At 73.4% G+C, this 15,563-nt stretch carries 13 protein-coding genes; 5 read left to right on the forward strand and 8 right to left on the reverse strand.

Annotated features, from left to right (window positions below):
• Window positions 1-38: 38 nt before the first annotated feature.
• Together purU and EQG70_RS16160 are read right to left on the reverse strand one after the other, a co-directional pair.
• On the reverse strand, window positions 39-893 hold the full coding sequence (gene purU, locus EQG70_RS16155; RefSeq protein ID WP_109268461.1) for a formyltetrahydrofolate deformylase: 855 nt from the start codon (window positions 891-893) through the stop codon (window positions 39-41).
• A 17-nt stretch (window positions 894-910) separates the two neighbouring features.
• Window positions 911-1,783, reverse strand: coding sequence for a methylenetetrahydrofolate reductase (locus EQG70_RS16160; protein WP_109268355.1), 873 nt, complete (start codon window positions 1,781-1,783; stop codon window positions 911-913).
• Between the two features lie 214 nt (window positions 1,784-1,997).
• Between EQG70_RS16160 and EQG70_RS16165 the strand changes: the two genes are divergently transcribed.
• The 4 genes from EQG70_RS16165 (at window position 1,998) to EQG70_RS16180 (ending at window position 7,756) form a co-directional block, all read left to right on the forward strand.
• Complete coding sequence (locus tag EQG70_RS16165) at window positions 1,998-3,131, forward strand: L-talarate/galactarate dehydratase (protein ID WP_109268356.1); 1,134 nt, start codon at window positions 1,998-2,000, stop codon at window positions 3,129-3,131.
• Window positions 3,132-3,279: 148 nt separating this feature from the next.
• Window positions 3,280-4,554, forward strand: coding sequence for an ABC transporter substrate-binding protein (locus EQG70_RS16170; RefSeq protein ID WP_043739617.1), 1,275 nt, complete (start codon window positions 3,280-3,282; stop codon window positions 4,552-4,554).
• Between the two features lie 113 nt (window positions 4,555-4,667).
• A complete protein-coding gene (locus EQG70_RS16175; protein ID WP_109268357.1) occupies window positions 4,668-6,695 on the forward strand; it encodes a DUF6807 family protein in 2,028 nt (675 codons plus the stop codon).
• Complete coding sequence (locus EQG70_RS16180; RefSeq protein ID WP_109268358.1) at window positions 6,692-7,756, forward strand: M24 family metallopeptidase; 1,065 nt, start codon at window positions 6,692-6,694, stop codon at window positions 7,754-7,756. Before EQG70_RS16175 ends, EQG70_RS16180 begins: the two co-directional genes overlap by 4 nt.
• A gap of 81 nt (window positions 7,757-7,837) precedes the next feature.
• Here EQG70_RS16180 and EQG70_RS16185 read toward each other — a convergent pair whose 3' ends face one another.
• The 4 genes from EQG70_RS16185 to EQG70_RS16200 all read right to left on the reverse strand — a co-directional run bounded on the left by EQG70_RS16185 (window position 7,838) and on the right by EQG70_RS16200 (window position 12,318).
• A complete protein-coding gene (locus EQG70_RS16185; protein WP_109268359.1) occupies window positions 7,838-8,929 on the reverse strand; it encodes a mandelate racemase/muconate lactonizing enzyme family protein in 1,092 nt (363 codons plus the stop codon).
• Window positions 8,926-9,891 carry an NAD-dependent epimerase/dehydratase family protein gene (locus EQG70_RS16190; RefSeq protein ID WP_109268360.1) on the reverse strand — a complete coding sequence of 322 codons (966 nt, stop codon included), beginning with the start codon at window positions 9,889-9,891 and terminating at the stop codon, window positions 8,926-8,928. The genes EQG70_RS16185 and EQG70_RS16190 overlap by 4 nt, the downstream gene beginning before the upstream one ends.
• A complete protein-coding gene (locus tag EQG70_RS16195; RefSeq protein ID WP_109243162.1) occupies window positions 9,888-11,276 on the reverse strand; it encodes a Gfo/Idh/MocA family protein in 1,389 nt (462 codons plus the stop codon). The genes EQG70_RS16190 and EQG70_RS16195 overlap by 4 nt, the downstream gene beginning before the upstream one ends.
• Before the next feature lie 97 nt (window positions 11,277-11,373).
• Window positions 11,374-12,318 (reverse strand): carbohydrate ABC transporter permease, encoded by a 945-nt coding sequence (locus tag EQG70_RS16200; protein WP_172604323.1) that lies wholly within the window; start codon window positions 12,316-12,318, stop codon window positions 11,374-11,376.
• A gap of 87 nt (window positions 12,319-12,405) precedes the next feature.
• On the opposite strand from EQG70_RS16200, the gene EQG70_RS16205 reads away from it, so the two are divergent.
• Window positions 12,406-13,239 carry an IS5 family transposase gene (locus EQG70_RS16205; protein ID WP_109268361.1) on the forward strand — a complete coding sequence of 278 codons (834 nt, stop codon included), beginning with the start codon at window positions 12,406-12,408 and terminating at the stop codon, window positions 13,237-13,239.
• A gap of 15 nt (window positions 13,240-13,254) precedes the next feature.
• Here EQG70_RS16205 and EQG70_RS16210 read toward each other — a convergent pair whose 3' ends face one another.
• On the reverse strand, window positions 13,255-14,190 hold the full coding sequence (locus tag EQG70_RS16210) for a carbohydrate ABC transporter permease (RefSeq protein ID WP_208746216.1): 936 nt from the start codon (window positions 14,188-14,190) through the stop codon (window positions 13,255-13,257).
• A 152-nt stretch (window positions 14,191-14,342) separates the two neighbouring features.
• Window positions 14,343-15,563, reverse strand: coding sequence for a glycerate kinase (locus tag EQG70_RS16215; RefSeq protein WP_244296575.1), 1,221 nt, complete (start codon window positions 15,561-15,563; stop codon window positions 14,343-14,345).

Consider the following 15,563-nt stretch of genomic DNA (forward strand, 5'->3'; position numbering starts at 1 on the left):
GGTGGTGCCCCGCCGCGACGGCGCGGCCGGGGCGGGGATCAGAACACGATGGTCTGGCGGTCGTGCCGGATGATGCGGTCCTGGCAGTGCCACAGCACGGCGCGGGAGAGCACCTGGCGCTCCACGTCCGCGCCGCGGCGGGCGAGCTCCTGCGCGGAGTCCCGGTGCGAGGCCCGGACCACGTCCTGCTCGATGATCGGGCCCTCGTCGAGGTCCTCGGTGACGTAGTGCGCGGTGGCGCCGATGATCTTCACACCCCGCTCCTTGGCCTTGCGGTACGGCTCGGCCCCGATGAAGGCCGGCAGGAACGAGTGGTGGATGTTGATCACCGGCACCCCGACCTCGGTCAGGAACGTGGAGGACAGGATCTGCATGTAGCGGGCGAGGACCACGAGGTCGACGTTGCCCTGCAGCAGGCGCAGGTGCTCCGCCTCGGCCGCGGCCTTGTCCTGGGTGGGGACGTGGAAGAAGGGGATGCCGAAGCCGCGGACGTCCTCGGCCATGTCGGGGTGGTTGGAGACGACCATGGAGATCGTCATGGGCAGCTCGCCCCGGCGCTGGCGCCAGACGAGGTCGAGCAGGCAGTGGTCGGACTTCGAGGCGAAGATCGCCACGCGCCGCGGCACCGAGAGGTCCGTGAACCGCCACTCCAGCTCGAACCCGTCCGCGAGGGCCGCGCCGAGGTCCTGCTCGAGCGCCGGCCGCAGGGCCGGGTAGCCGGGCAGGTGGAAGACGGTGCGCTGGAAGAACGCCCCGCCCTCGGGGTCGTCCGAGTGCTGGTCGAGGGCCACGATGTTCGCCCCGTGCCGGGCGAGGACGTCGGTGACGACGGCGACGATCCCCGGCTGGTCCCGGCCGTGCACCACGAGGCTGGCGTGGTCCGGGCGGAGCATCGACGGGCGGGCCGCGCTCACGGGGTCCCCCCGTCCGTCCCGAACTCGCGGACCCACTCGGCCGTGGCCCGGAGTCCGCCGAAGGTGTAGAAGTGCAGCAGCACCTGCCCGTGGACGGCGGGGTCGAGGCCGGCGGCGAGGTCGCGCAGGAAGCGGTCCGGGCCCGCGGTGCCCAGCAGGTTCGTCAGGGAGAAGCCGTACTTCTGGACGATCCCCGCCGAGGTGCCCACGCCGAAGCGGCGCGCGTAGCCGAGCAGCCGCCGGACGCCCGCCGGCCCCGGCACCCCGATCCGCACCGGGGTGTCGACGCCGCGGCGGCGCACCTCGGCCAGCCACTCCAGGACCGGGTCCTTGTCGAAGCCGAACTGGGTGATGATCTCGGGCTCGAGGCCCTGCTCGCGGATCGCGGCCGTCTTGTCGGTCAGGGCGGACCAGAGGGCGGCGTCGTCGATGCCGGGGTGGCCCTCCGGGTAGCCGCTGACGCCCACCCCCCGCACGCCGTGCCGCGGGAGCACTCCGGTGCGGATGACGGAGAGGGAGTCCGGGTAGGGGCCCTCGGGGGTCTCGGGGTCCCCGCCCACCACGAACACGTGCTCGGCGGCGCCGACCTCCGCGAGCGCCGCGAGGAACTCCTCGAGCTCGCCCTGGGAGTGCAGCCTCCGCGCCGAGAGGTGGGGCACGGGGACGAAGCCGTGCTCGCGCACCGCGCGGGCCGCGTCCACGCGCATGCCCAGGTCCTCGTTGCCGAGGAAGGTCACGTTGATCCGGGTCCCCGCAGGGACCACGGCGGCGGCCTCCTCCAGGGCCGGCACGTCCTTGCCCGTCATCTCGAGGGAGAAGTCCTGGAGCAGCGCGGCGGCCGGTCCGGCGTGGGGCGGGTCGATCGGCATCGGTCCACATCCTTTCCGCGGTGCGTGCCCGGGGGGCGCGGCGCGGGCGTGGGGTTCACACGGTCTCGCCGCCAGTGTTGCAGGTCACAATAACTATGTACAGAGTGTTTCGGTGCCGAGCGGCCCGGGTGCACCCACGAGCACTAGTCATACAAGTTATTTATTTGTATTATTCATTCTGACCGCCGCCGCCGAGACCCTCGAGGATCCCGCCATGCCGTACACCCCGGACACCGTCCGCCACGTCCAGCTCTCCACCGCCACCCTGCCGCTGAGCACCCCGATCTCCGACGCCAAGGTCTTCACCGGCCGGCAGCGGCCGATGACCGAGGTCGTGTTCCTCTTCGCCGAGATCAGCACGGCGCAGGGGCACACCGGGATGGGCTTCAGCTACTCCAAGCGCGCCGGGGGCCCCGCCCAGTACGCCCACGCGAAGGAGGTGGCGGAGGGCCTGATCGGCGAGGACCCCAACGACATCGCCAGGGTGTACGACAAGCTGCTGTGGGCGGGCGCCTCCGTGGGCCGCTCCGGAGTGGCCACCCAGGCGCTGGCCGCGATCGACGTGGCCCTCTGGGACCTCAAGGCCAAGCGCGCCGGGCTGCCGCTGGCCAAGCTGCTGGGCGCCCACCGGGACTCCGTGCGGACCTACAACACCTCCGGCGGGTTCCTCAACGCCTCCCTGGAGGAGGTCCGGGACCGCGCCACCCGCTCCCTCGAGGAGGGCATCGGCGGGATCAAGATCAAGGTGGGCCTGCCCGACTCCGCCGAGGACCTGCGCCGCGTGGCGGGCGTCCGCGAGCACATCGGCGCGGACGTGCCCCTGATGGTCGACGCCAACCAGCAGTGGGACCGCGCCACGGCCCTGCGCATGGGCCGCCGGCTGGAGGAGTTCGACCTCGTCTGGATCGAGGAGCCCCTTGACGCCTACGACGCCGAGGGCCACGCCCAGCTGGCCGCGGCCCTGGACACGCCGATCGCCACCGGCGAGATGCTCGCCTCCGTCGCGGAGCACGTCCGGCTCATCGACGCCCGGGCCTGCGACATCATCCAGCCCGACGCCCCGCGCGTGGGGGGCATCACCCAGTTCCTGCGCCTGGCGGCCCTGGCCGACCAGCGCGGACTGGGGCTGGCCCCCCACTTCGCCATGGAGATCCACCTGCACCTGGCGGCGGCCTATCCGCGCGAGCCGTGGGTGGAGCACTTCGACTGGCTCGACCCCCTCTTCGAGGAGCGCCTGGAGACCCGGGACGGGCGCATGCTCGTCCCCGACCGCCCCGGGCTCGGCGTCACGCTCAGCGGTCAGGCCCGCGCCTGGACCACGGACAGCGTGGCCTTCGGCCGGTCGTAGGCACCGCGGCCGGCGCCCCCGGCGGGCGCCGGCGCGACACGGCCGACGAAATCCGAGCGAGCCCTTGACCCGTGAGGCAGGTCACAGCTACGCTCGGGAAAACGCTTTCCAGAAGGCGTTGCCTCGACCCATAGGAGACATGATCAGCATGAAGCGAACGGGAACCCTCGCGAAGGCCGCCACCGTCCTCAGCGTGTCGGCGCTGGCCCTGACCGGCTGCGGCGGCGCCGACGATGCGAACGCCGACGGCAACGTCGAGCTGCGCTTCGCCTGGTGGGGCTCGGACACCCGCCACCAGCAGACGCAGGAGATCATCGACGCCTTCGAGGAGCAGAACCCGGGGGTCACCATCGTGGGCGAGTACGGCGACTTCGGCGGCTACTGGGACAAGCTGGCCACGCAGACGGCCTCCAGCGACGCCCCGGACATCATCCAGATGGACGAGAAGTACCTGCGCGAGTACGCGGACAACGGCGCGCTGCTGGACCTCTCCGACGTGGACGTCGCCGAGCTCGACGAGGGCGTCGTGGACAGCGGCCGGACCGAGGAGGGCCTCTTCGGCGTGGCCACGGGCGTCAACGTGATGGCGATGATGGCGAACCCCACCATCTACGAGGAGGCCGGGGTCGAGCTGCCGGACGACTCCACGTGGACCTGGGACGACTTCTCCGAGGTCTCCCAGCAGATCGCCGAGAACACGGACGTCCACGGCACCAGCGGCCCGAACGAGCCGGCCGGCTTCCAGATCTGGCTGCGCCAGCAGGGCAAGGAGCTCACCACGCCCGAGGGGCAGCTCGGCTTCGAGGCGAGCGACGCCGCCGGCTACCTGGGCATGTGGCACCAGATGATGGAGGACGGCGCCCTGCCCCCGGCCTCGGTGGTCACGGAGGACCAGGAGCCGGGCCCCGACCAGTCGCTCACCGGCACCAACGGCGCGGCCATGGGCATGTGGTGGACCAACCAGCTGAGCGCCCTCAACGCCGCGTCCGGCAACCAGCTCGTCCCGCTCCGCTTCCCGAGCACCGACGGCACCGAGGGCGGCGCGCAGCTCTTCCAGAAGTCGGCCATGTTCATGTCCGCCTCCGCCCGCACCGAGCACCCCGAGGAGGTCAAGGCGTTCATCGACTTCATGGTCAACAGCGAGGAGGCCGGCAAGATCAACCTCGCGGACCGCGGCCTGCCCGCCAACGAGACGGTGCGCGAGGCCGTGCTGCCCGAGCTCAGCGAGGCGGACACCGCGGCCGCGGAGTTCGTCGAGGAGATCCAGCCCGAGCTGGGCGAGGCGCTGCCGGTCCCGCCGCTGGGCTTCAGCACCCTGCAGGAGATCATCTACCGCTACGAGCTCGACGTGCTCTTCGAGCGCTCGACCCCCGAGGAGGCCGCCGAGCGCATGATGTCCGAGATGGAGTCGGCGATCAGCTGACCCCCCCGCACACTCCGCGGGCGCCGGACGGCACCGTCCGGCGCCCGCGGCTCCACCTGCCTCCGACAGCCGAACCCGCCCGCCGAACCCGCCCGCCGAATCCAGGAGAACCTGTGCAGACCCAGACCGTGTCCGCCCCCGCCGCCCGCACCGCGCCGGAGGGACCCGTGCGCGTCTGCCTGGTGGGGATCGGCGGCTTCGGCGGACGCCACCTCGCGAACATCCGCCGGCTCGAGGAGGAGGGCCGTGTCCGCCTGGTGGCGGCCGTCGACCGGCGGGTCGACGACGACGGGGTGCTCGGACCGGACGTGCCCATGTTCGGCGACCTGGCGCAGCTGGAGGACGCCGGCCCGGACGTGGACGTCGTGGTGGTCTCCACCCCCATCGACACCCACTTCGACCTCGCCCTGGCCGCCCTCCGGATGGGGGCCGACGTCCTGCTCGAGAAGCCCCCCGTGGCCAGCCTCGACCAGTTCGACCGCCTCCTCGAGGCCGCCGGGGCGGCGGACCGGCTCGTCCAGGTGGGCTTCCAGAGCCTGGGCTCCCACTCCCTGGAGGTCGTCGAGCGACTGCTCGCCAGCGGGGAGATCGGGCGGCTGCGCGCGGTGGGCGCCACGGGGCTGTGGTCCCGGGACACCGACTACTTCACCCGGTCCCCGTGGGCCGGGCGGCGCCGCATCGGCGGGGTGGACGTGGTGGACGGCGTGGTCACCAACCCGCTGGCCCACGCGGTGATGACCGCCCTGCACCTCGCCGGTGCCCGCACCCGCGAGGACGTCGCCGAGCTGAGCACCGAGCTCTACCGCGCCAACGCCATCGAGTCCGACGACACCTCGGTGGTCCGGGTGCGCACCGCGGCCGGGATCCCGGTCACGTGTGCCCTGACCCTGTGCGCCGCCGAGCAGCAGGACCCGTTCATCACCGTGGAGGGCACGGAGGGGCAGGCCGTCCTGCACTACACCCAGGACCGGCTGACCGTCACGGGCCCGGAGGGGACGCGGGTTGTCGAGTCCGGGCGCACGAACCTGCTCGAGAACCTGATCGACGCCCGGGCCCGGGGCACCGCGCTGCTGTGCCCGCTGGTCGCCACGGGGGCCTTCGTGCGGGTGCTGGACGCCGTCCGCACCGCCCCGGACCCCGTCCCGATCGCCCCCGAGCACGTCCGCTGGCACCAGGAGGACGGGACGGCGCCGCGCGCCGTCCTCGACGGGATCGAGGACTGGGCGGCGCGGGCGGTCAGGGCGCAGTCGGACTTCGCCGGCCTGGGCGCCCCCTGGGCGCAACCCGCCGCCACGAGCGGGAGCGTGCTCCTCGGCGAGCGCGAGGTGGCGCAGGTCCGCACGGGCGAGGACGTCGCCCCGACCTCCTCCCCCCGCCCGTTCCTGCACCCCGTGCGGACCCTCGGCGGCGTCGTCCTCACGGACCAGCAGCCCCTGGACCACGTCTGGCACCTGGGGGTCGGCACGGCGCTCCAGGACGTGGACGGCCTCAACTTCTGGGGCGGGCGCACCTACACCCGGGAGGCGCAGCGCTACGTGTGGCGGGAGGACCACGGCCGCGTGCTCCGGGTCGCGGCGCACCACGCCGACGACCGCCTCGACGAGGAGCTCGCCTGGACGGGCCCGGACGGCGCCGCGGTGCTGACCGAGGAGCGCCGCTGGACGTTCCGGCCCGTGCACGAGCGCGCCTGGGAGCTCGGCCTGCGCTTCCGCCTCTCCCCCGCCGGCGACCACCCGGTGCGGCTCGGCAGCCCCGGCTCCAACGGGCGGGCCGGCGGCGGCTACGGAGGATTCTTCTGGCGGCTCCCCGCCTGCACCGACGCGGACGTGTTCACCGCGGACGCGGCGGGCGAGCAGGCCGTGCACGGCAGCACCTCCCCGTGGCTCGCCTTCTCCGCCGAGTTCGCGGGGCGCCCCGCGACCCTCGTCCTGCGGCGCGGCGACGACTCGGCCGACCCCTGGTTCGTCCGGCACGCCGGGTACCCGGGGGTGGGCCTCGCCCTGGCCTGGGACGCGCCCGTCACGACGACGACGGACCGGCCGGTCGAGCGGGAGGTGCGCGTGCTCGTCGTCGACGGCCGTCTCGACACCCCCCGGGTGGAGGCCCTGCTCGGGGACGCGGCCCGGGGCCGGACCGCGTGAGCGCCCCGGAGCGGGCGGAGAAGCGCCGGCGGGTCCTGCGGGTGCTGGACGCACACGGGGTGGACGCCGTGCTGCTGCAGAGCCACTCCGCCGTGTCCTGGTACCTCGACGGCGCGCGCGTGCACGTCTCGCTCGCCGGTCCGCCGGTGGCCGCGGTCCTGGTGCACCGGGACGGCGACGAGGTCGTGACCTCCGCCAACGAGGCCGCCCGCCTGGTGGCCGAGGAGCTGCCCAAGGGCGTCCGGCTGCACGAGGTGCCCTGGCACGGGTCCCTCGCGGCACCGGAGGACTGGTTCCCCGGGGCGCGCGCGATGGCCGTGGCCGCCGAGGAGTGCGTCGCCGCACCGCTGCGGGCGGCGCGGGCCTCCCTGCTCCCGGGCGAGGCAGAGCGCTACGCGCGGCTGTGCCGGGACGCCGCGGCGGTGCTGACCGGGGCGCTGACCCGGGCGACCCCGCGCACCACCGAGCGGGAGCTCGCGGCCGAGCTGACCGCCGGCCTGGTGCGCGCAGGCGCGGAGCCCCTCGTGGTGCTGTGCGGGGGCGCCGACCGCCTGCCCCACCGCCACCCCCTGCCGACCGCCGGACCGCTGGGGCGGCGCGCGATGGCGGTCGTCTGCGCCCGCCGCGGCGGACTCATCGCCAACGCGACCCGATGGGTGCGCTTCGGCCCGGCCGAGCCCGCCGAGACGGACGCGGAGGCGAGGATCGCGGAGGTCGAGGCCGACGTCCTCGACGCGCTGCGCCCGGGGCTGCCCCTCGCCGACCTGCTGCCGGTGCTCCGGCACGCCTATCCGCGCCACGGCTTCGACGCCGAGGAGTGGACCCGCCACCACCAGGGCGGGCCCGCCGGGTACGCCGGGCGGGACCCGCGGCTCGCCCCGGGGGTGCCGGACCTCGTGCACGAGCACCAGGCCTTCACGTGGAACCCGTCCGCGCCGGGCACGAAGATCGAGGACACGGTGCTGCTGGGTCCCGGCGGCGTCGTGCCCCTGTCCGTGGACCCGCGCTGGCCCGTGGTCCGGGTCCGGGGCCGGGACCGCCCGGCCGTGCTGGAGCGCTGAGGCGGCCCCGTCCGCCCGCACGGAGCCGGAAGGCCCGCACCCCCGGGGGTGCGGGCCTTCCGGCGGTCCTGGCTCCGGTGCTCAGGGACGCGCACCGTCCAGGGCGGGCAGCGCCTGCTGCTGCAGGACCAGGCCGAGACCGGGCAGGTCCCGGGTCTCCAGCCGCGAGCCGGTCACCCGGACCGGGGACGGCCCGTCCAGGATGCCGAGGTCCGCGAACCCGGCGTCCTCCACGACCTCGACCGTGGTGGGCTCGGCGAGGGTCAGGGCCAGCTGCCCGGAGAGGTCCGGCAGCAGGTGCGGGGCGACCCCCACGCTGTGCGTGCGCGCGAGCTCCACGATCCGCCGGAACGGCGTGATGCCGCCCACCCGGACGATGTTCGGCTGGACGACGTCCACGGCGCCGGCCGCGATGAAGTCCCGGAAGCGGTAGACGTTGTGCAGGTTCTCCCCCAGGGCGATGGGGACCCGGCTGAACCGGCGCAGCTGCCGGTAGCCCTCGAGGTCGTCGGCGCGCAGCGGCTCCTCCAGCCACGACGGCCCGAACTCGGCGAGAGCGTCCAGGGCCCGGCGCGCCGTGGGCAGGTCCCACCGCTGGTTGGCGTCGACCATGAGCCCGCGGTGCGGGCCGAGCAGCTCCCGGACGGCGGCCACGCGTTCCACGTCCTCGCGCAGGTCGGCCCTGCCCACCTTGATCTTGACCGCGCCGAAGCCGGCGGCGACCCACCGGCGCACCTGCGCCTGCAGCTCCTCCAGGGTGTAGTGCAGGTTCACGCCGGAGCCGTAGACGGCCACGCTCTCCTGCCGCCGGCCCAGCAGCGCGGTGATCGAGACCCCGGCCCGGCGCGCCCGCAGGTCCCACAGCGCGAGGTCCACGCCCGCGAGCGCCACCCCGGTCAGCCCGGTGCCACCCTCGTGCAGGTGCTTCCAGGCGTCGTCCCAGAGGGCCTCGGGGTTCTCGGTGCGCCCGCGCACGAAGCCCGCGAGGTCGTCGTCGAGGAGCGCCTTCACGGCCGTCGCCCCGATCGTCGGGGTCCAGGAGAAGCCGGTGCCGGTGGCGCCGTCGTCGGCCACGACCGTGACGGCCACGACGTGGTTCTGCGGGGCCTCCGGCCCCCAGCTGCGCGGCAGCCGAGCCGTGATGAGCTCCGTGTGCAGGGCGGCGATGCTCATGCGGTGTCCTTCCCGTGCCGGCCGGCGCCCGCGGGCTCCCCGGCCGCGGCGGCCACGGGCTCCTCCCGGAGCTCGGTGCGCCAGCTGCGCGCCGGCTCCCAGTCCAGGACCCGGCGGGCCTTGTCGATGCTGAAGGCGGGGGCCGTCCCGGTCAGCCCCGCGGCGAGCTGCTCGCTGCCCGGGACGAACTCGGGCAGCAGCTCCGCGAGCGGGCGCCGGGCCAGGGCGTCGGCGGCGCCCACCAGGAAGGTGTCGCCGTTGCGGATCGCGCCCATCCGTTCCAGCAGCGCCTCCAGGAAGGCCGTGACGTCCCGGGCGTCCACGTAGTTGAACAGCGCCGGCGCGGCGAGCGCGGGGTCGTCGAGCCGCTCCCGCACGGTGTGGCCCTGCTGCGTGGGGGCGCCCTCCCACTCCTCGGGGGCGATCACGTAGCAGGGGCGGAAGGACGCGTAGCGCACGGCCTCGCCCCGGGCGGCGGCGAACATCTGTGCCACCTGCTCCGCCACGTGCTTGGACAGCCCGTAGGCGTGCCACGGCCGGGGAGGGGTCTCCTCCGTGAGCGGGAACGCGGGCGGCAACCAGCCCGCCGGGGAGCCGTAGCCCAGCACCGTGGGGCTGCTGGCCATGACGATCCGTCGCACCCCGGCCTCGGTCGCCGCGCCGGCCACGTTGTGCGCGATCACCGCGTTGGTCTGCAGGATGACGTGCTCGGGGGCGCTGAACGGGACGGCGATGGCCGCCAGGTTGATCACGGCGTCCGGGCGGACCGCGCGCATCAGCGCGTGCACGGCGTCCGGGTCGGTGAGCTCCGCGCCTCGGTGCTCCACGGCGGGGTGGGAGCCGGCGGGGTCCGCGGGCAGGGACCGGTCGACGCTGAGGACGTCGTAGCCGGCCTCCGCCAGCCCGGCGACCACGCTGCGGCCGAGCCGGCCCGCGCCGCCGGTGACGAGGACGCGGCTCATGCCGGGACCTCGCTCCGGCTCGCCCCGGAGGTCGCCCCCAGGTCCAGCTCGGCGATCCGGACGGGCAGCCCGGACTCGAGGGAGCGGTTGCCGGCGATGCCCACGGCCACCGCCGCCACGCCGTCCCGGTAGCCGGAGGGCCGCCCGTACGGGTCCTCGCCGGGGCCGCGGAAGACGTCGGCCAGCAGCAGCCGGTCCCCGCCGCCGTGGCTGCCCGCCCCGTTGCTGATGACGACCTCCTCGGCGGCGCCCCAGTGGCGCTGGACGGTCAGGCGCTCGCCGCGGCTGCGGGCACCGCCCCGGTGGGGGCCCACCGTGACCGAGGGGTCCACCGGGGAGCCGCCGCTCGCCGGCAGGACCGCCGCCCGTTCGACGACCTCCAGCTCGGCCCGGCCCTCGGTGCCGTTGACGGCCACCCGGTACCCCTCCCACGGGGAGTGGGCGTTGAGGGAATAGGAGAGGGTGGCGCCGCGGGCGTAGTCGACCACGAGGGCCAGGTTGTCCTCGATGCTGATCCCGTCGGAGAACACGTCCTGGTCCCGGCGGTACCCGTCGTGGTGCTGGTGGTCGAGGTAGAGCCGGCTCAGCCGCTCGTCGGTGCGCAGGTCCAGGGCGAAGGGGTCGCCCCCGTCGGCGTCCCGTGCGGGGGCGCCCGCGCGCGCCCGGGCCTCGGCGTTGTCCCGGCCGTAGAACCGCAGCCCGCCCGAGGCGAAGACCCGCTCCGGGGTGTCGGCCAGCCACCAGTTGACGAGGTCGAAGTGGTGGGAGGACTTGTGCACCAGCAGCCCGCCGGAGTTCTCCTTCTGCCGGTGCCAGCGGCGGAAGTAGTCGGCGCCGTGCACGGTGTCGAGCATCCAGCTGAAGTCCACGGAGGTGACCGTTCCGATCGCCCCGGACTGCACGACGTCCTTGAGGGCGGTGTTGCGCGGGGAGTACCGGTAGTTGAAGGTGACCACCACGTGGCGGCCGGTCTCGTCGACGGCCGCGGTGATCCGGCGGCAGCCCTCGGCGTCCACGGTCAGGGGCTTCTCGACGACGGCGTCCGCCCCGGCGCGCAGCGTCTGACAGATGTAGTCGGCGTGGGTGAGGTCGGGGGTGGTGATGATGACCCGGTCGATCCCCTGCTCGCGGATCGTCCGGGTGAGCTCCGCGGGGTCCAGGACGCCGATCCGGACGCCCGAGGTCTCCTCGGCGAGCCGGCGGTAGTGCTCGGCCCGCCCGGGGTTGGTGTCGCCCACCGCCACCAGCTCGGCGACGTCGGCGTGGTCGTCCAGCAGGGAGCGGAGGTACATCTCGCACCGGTTGCCGGTGCCGACCAGGACGTACCGGGTCCGCCTCCCCTGCCGTGCCGTGCCGTCCGTGCCGCTGTGCTCTGCGCTGTCCATCGGTTGCTCCTGGTTCTGGAGGGGTGTGCGGGGGTGGGGGCCGGCGGCCGGGTGTCCCCGGCCCGGGCGGGCCGGGGACACCGGGGCCCGTCGCCGGCTACTTGATGCCCGTGGTGGCGATGCCCTTCACGAGGAACTTCTGTCCCACGAGGAAGGCGATGAACACCGGCAGCAGGGACACGATCGACATCGCGAACAGGGATCCCCACGAGGACTCCCCGGAGGCGTCCACGAAGGCCCGCAGCGCCACGGGGACGGTGAACATGTTCGGGTCGGTCAGGTAGATCAGGGCGCTGAAGAAGTCGTTCCAGGTCCAGATGAACGTGAAGATCGTGGTGGTGGCCAGGGCCGGGACCATCATCGGCAGGATGATCTGCCCGAAGATCCGGGCGTGCCCGGCGCCGTCGATCCGCGCCGCCTCGTCCATGTCCTTCGGGATGCCGCGGATGAACTGCACCATGAGGAACACGAAGAACGCGTCGGTGGCGAGCAGCTTCGGCACGATCAGGGGCCAGAAGGTGTTCACCCACCCGATCTGGGAGAACATGATGTACTGCGGCACGATCACCACGTGGAACGGCAGCATGATCGTGAGGAGCATGAGGGCGAAGGCCGGCTTCTTGAAGCGGAACTCCAGCCGGGCGAACGCGTAGGCCGCCATGGAGCAGGAGACCAGGTTGCCGACGATGCACCCGAGCACCACCACCGCGGAGTTGAACAGGTACACGCTGAACGGGCTGGACAGGGCGCCCCACCCGTCCGAGTAGTTCGCGGTCTCGAGCGTCTGCAGCAGGATCCCGGGCTCGCGGAAGATGATGTCGTCGGGGCGCAGGGAGCTGGCCACCATCCACAGCAGCGGGTAGATCATCACGCCGCCGGTGAGGATCAGCGCCAGGTGCTTGAGCAGGGAGCGGATCCGTGCCCGGGTCCCCGGACCGCGGGGCTTCGGCGCCGGGGCACTCTGCGAGCCCTCGGTCTGCGCCGGGACGAGGTCCTGGTCGGCCGTCCGGACGGCGCTGTCGGCGATTGTCGAATTAGTCATCGTAGAACACCCAATACTTAGTAAGTGTTGGGAAAGCGTGATGCGCTTGCGCGTGACTGTCGGGACGGAGGAGTGGATCGTGGTGGCATGGCGTCTTCTTCCCCGCGCCCGTATCCCTCGGACCTGACCGATGAGCAGTGGGCGCTGATCGAACCGATGGTGCCGGTCAAACCCGGCGGTCGTCCTGCCAAGCACCCGCGGCGACGGATCGTGGAGGCGATCTTGTACGTCAACCGCACCGGGTGCTCATGGCGATCACTGCCCCACGACTTCCCGCCCTGGGACACCGTCTATTGGTACTTCCAGCGCTTCAACACCGAGGGCACCACCGACCGGATCCACAACGCCCTGCGCGACGCAGTGCGCGATGCCGCCGGACGGGACCCGATGGCCAGCGCCGGGATCATGGACTCCCAGTCGGTCAAGGGCGCCGACACCGTCGGGGCGGACTCGCGCGGCTACGACGCGGGCAAGAGGATCAACGGCCGCAAGCGCCACATCGTCACCGACACCCTCGGGCTGCTGGTCGTCGTACTGGTCACCACCGCGGCCCTGCAGGACCGTGACGGCGGGCGGCTGGTGCTCAACCGGGCACGAATGGCGATGCCCTCCATCGTGGTGGTGTGGGCCGACGGCGGCTACGCCGGCAAGCTGCTGGCCTTCGCCCAGTACTATCTGTCCATCACCGTGCAGATCATCAAGAGGACCGACAAGCGGCCCGTCTTCGAGGTCCTTCCCCGCCGCTGGGTCGTCGAACGCACCCTGTCCTGGCTGATGCGCACCCGCCGCCTGGCCCGCGACTACGAACGCCTCCCCGCCCACGCCGAAGCCATGGTCAAGTGGTCCATGATCGGGCTGATGACCCGCCGCTTGGCACCAGCACCAGGACGCCGACCATGGCAACCGAAAACCGCGGGCTGACCCCTTTCCCAACACTTACTTAGACGCGATGAAGTTGAGGGCGGTGAACGCCCCGATGATGAGGAGCAGCAGCCAGGCCATGGCTGCGGCGTAGCCCATGTCGAAGCGGCCGAAGCCCGTCTGGTACAGGTACAGCGTGAAGAACATCGTCGAGTCGGACGGACCTCCTCGGCCGCCGGAGACGATGAACGCCTGCGTGAAGGACTGGAACGCCTGGATGATCTGCAGCACCAGGTTGAAGAAGATGATCGGGCTCAGCAGCGGCAGCGTGATCCGGAAGAACTTTGTGATCTTCCCGGCGCCGTCGATGGAGGCAGCCTCGTAGTACATGGTGGGGATCTGGCGCAGGCCCGCGAGGAAGATGATCATCGGCGCCCCGAAGGTCCACACGTGCAGCAGGATGATGCTGCCGAGCGCGGTCCGGGGGTCGGCGATCCAGCCGATGCCCTCGATGCCCACGAGGGCCAGGAGCTGGTTGACCAGTCCGGTGGTGCCGAAGAGCTGCTTCCAGAGGATGGCGATGGCCACCGAGGAGCCGAGCAGCGAGGGCAGGTAGAAGACGGAGCGGTAGAACGCGAGGCCGCGCAGGCCCCGGTCGAGGACCATGGCGATCGCCAGGGCCAGCATGAGCTGCAGCGGCACCCCGACGAGCACGTACGTGAAGGTCACCTGCAGCGAGTTGTGCAGCCGCTCGTCCGCGAGCATCCGGGAGAAGTTCTCCGTCCCGATCCAGTCGGGCGCCCGCATGAGGTTGTAGTCGGTGAAGGAGAGGTAGAGGGACATCAGCATGGGGCCCAGGGTGATGACCACCAGTCCCACGATCCACGGTGCCAGGAAGACCGCCGCGGCCTTGTTGTCCCGCCTGTCGGCGCGGGGCTTCCGCCGGCCGGCCGCACGCTTGGCCCGCTTCCCGGGCAGGCGCTCCCGGGTCAGCTCCTCGACGACGCTCATGCCGGGACCGCCCCTCGGCGCAGCCGCGCCCGGGAGACCCGGAGCGGTTCGGTGTCGATGTGCGTCGTTGTCATCGGTATCTCCTCGAAGCGTGTGGGAAAGCGTTTTCCAGAGCTGCGTTGCGTCCAGGCTAGTGGCCGGTTCCTGTGACGTCAACCACAATCAACGGTTGTGTCGGCGCCCACTCGCGGGGCCGACCCGCCGTCGGACGGGAGCCCGGCCAGGAGCCGCAGCGCCTCGACCGTCGCCGGCGGGCCGTAGCGCTCCGCCTCGTCCTGCGCGGCCCGGACGGACGGCGCGACGCCCACGAGCGAGGCCGCCGCCAGGACCCCCGCGCCGCGCAGCTGCTCCGCGGACAGGCCCAGCCGCCCGGCCACGGCCACGACGGGCACCCCCCGGGCCGCGGCCAGCGAGGCCGCGGCGAGCGGCGCCTTGCCCTGCAGCGACTGGGCGTCCAGCGACCCCTCGCCGACGACGAGCAGGTCCGCGTCCTCGAGCTGCTCCTCGAGCCCCACGAGGGAGGACACGAGGTCGAAGCCGCGCTCGAGCGTCGCCGGGGTCAGGGCCAGGAAGCCGGACGGGAAGCCGCCGGCGGCGCCGGCCCCCGGGAGCAGGAACGGACGGGCGCCCTCGAGACCGGCCAGCAGCCCGGCCCAGCGCCGGAGCGCGGCGTCCAGCTCGCGCCGGGCATCGCGGTTCGCGCCCTTCTGCGGGGCGAAGACGTGCGCGGCGCCGTCAGGGCCGTGCAGCGGGTTCTGCACGTCCACGGCCAGCCGCAGCCGCACCGTGCGCAGCCTCGGGTCCAGGGCGGAGACGTCCAGGCGGGCGGCGGACAGCAGCCCCTCCCCGCCCAGGGGGACGGGCGCGCCGTCGTCGTCGAGGACGTCCAGGCCGAGCGCCCGCAGGGCGCCCGAGCCCCCGTCCGTCATCGCCGAGCCGCCGAGCCCGACGACGACGTCGGTCGCCCCGGCGTCCAGCGCCGCCCGGATCAGCTGGCCGCAGCCGTAGCTGTGCGCCGCCCGGGCCGTCGCCGGACTCGGACGCACCTGGTCCAGCCCGCTCGCCTGGGCGGACTCGACGACCGCGGTGGTGGCGCCGGAGGGCGCCGTGAGCAGCGCCCAGCGCGCCCGCACCCTGCCCTCCACGGCGCCCCGGACGAGGGTGCGGCGCAGCCGCGCCCCGGCCGCCACCGCGGCGTCGACGGTGCCCTCGCCCCCGTCGGCCAGGGGCACCGCCCGGATCCGGGCCCCGGGCCGGTGATCGCGCACCCCGGCCGCGAGCACGGCGGCGGCCTCGGCCGCCGTCAGCGACCCCTTGAACTTGTCCGGGGCCACGACCACCCGGGGCCGCTCGCCGAGCACGTGCGGCCCCAC

This window comes from Kocuria rosea, assembly GCF_006094695.1.
GTDB classification, from domain to species: domain Bacteria; phylum Actinomycetota; class Actinomycetes; order Actinomycetales; family Micrococcaceae; genus Kocuria; species Kocuria rosea.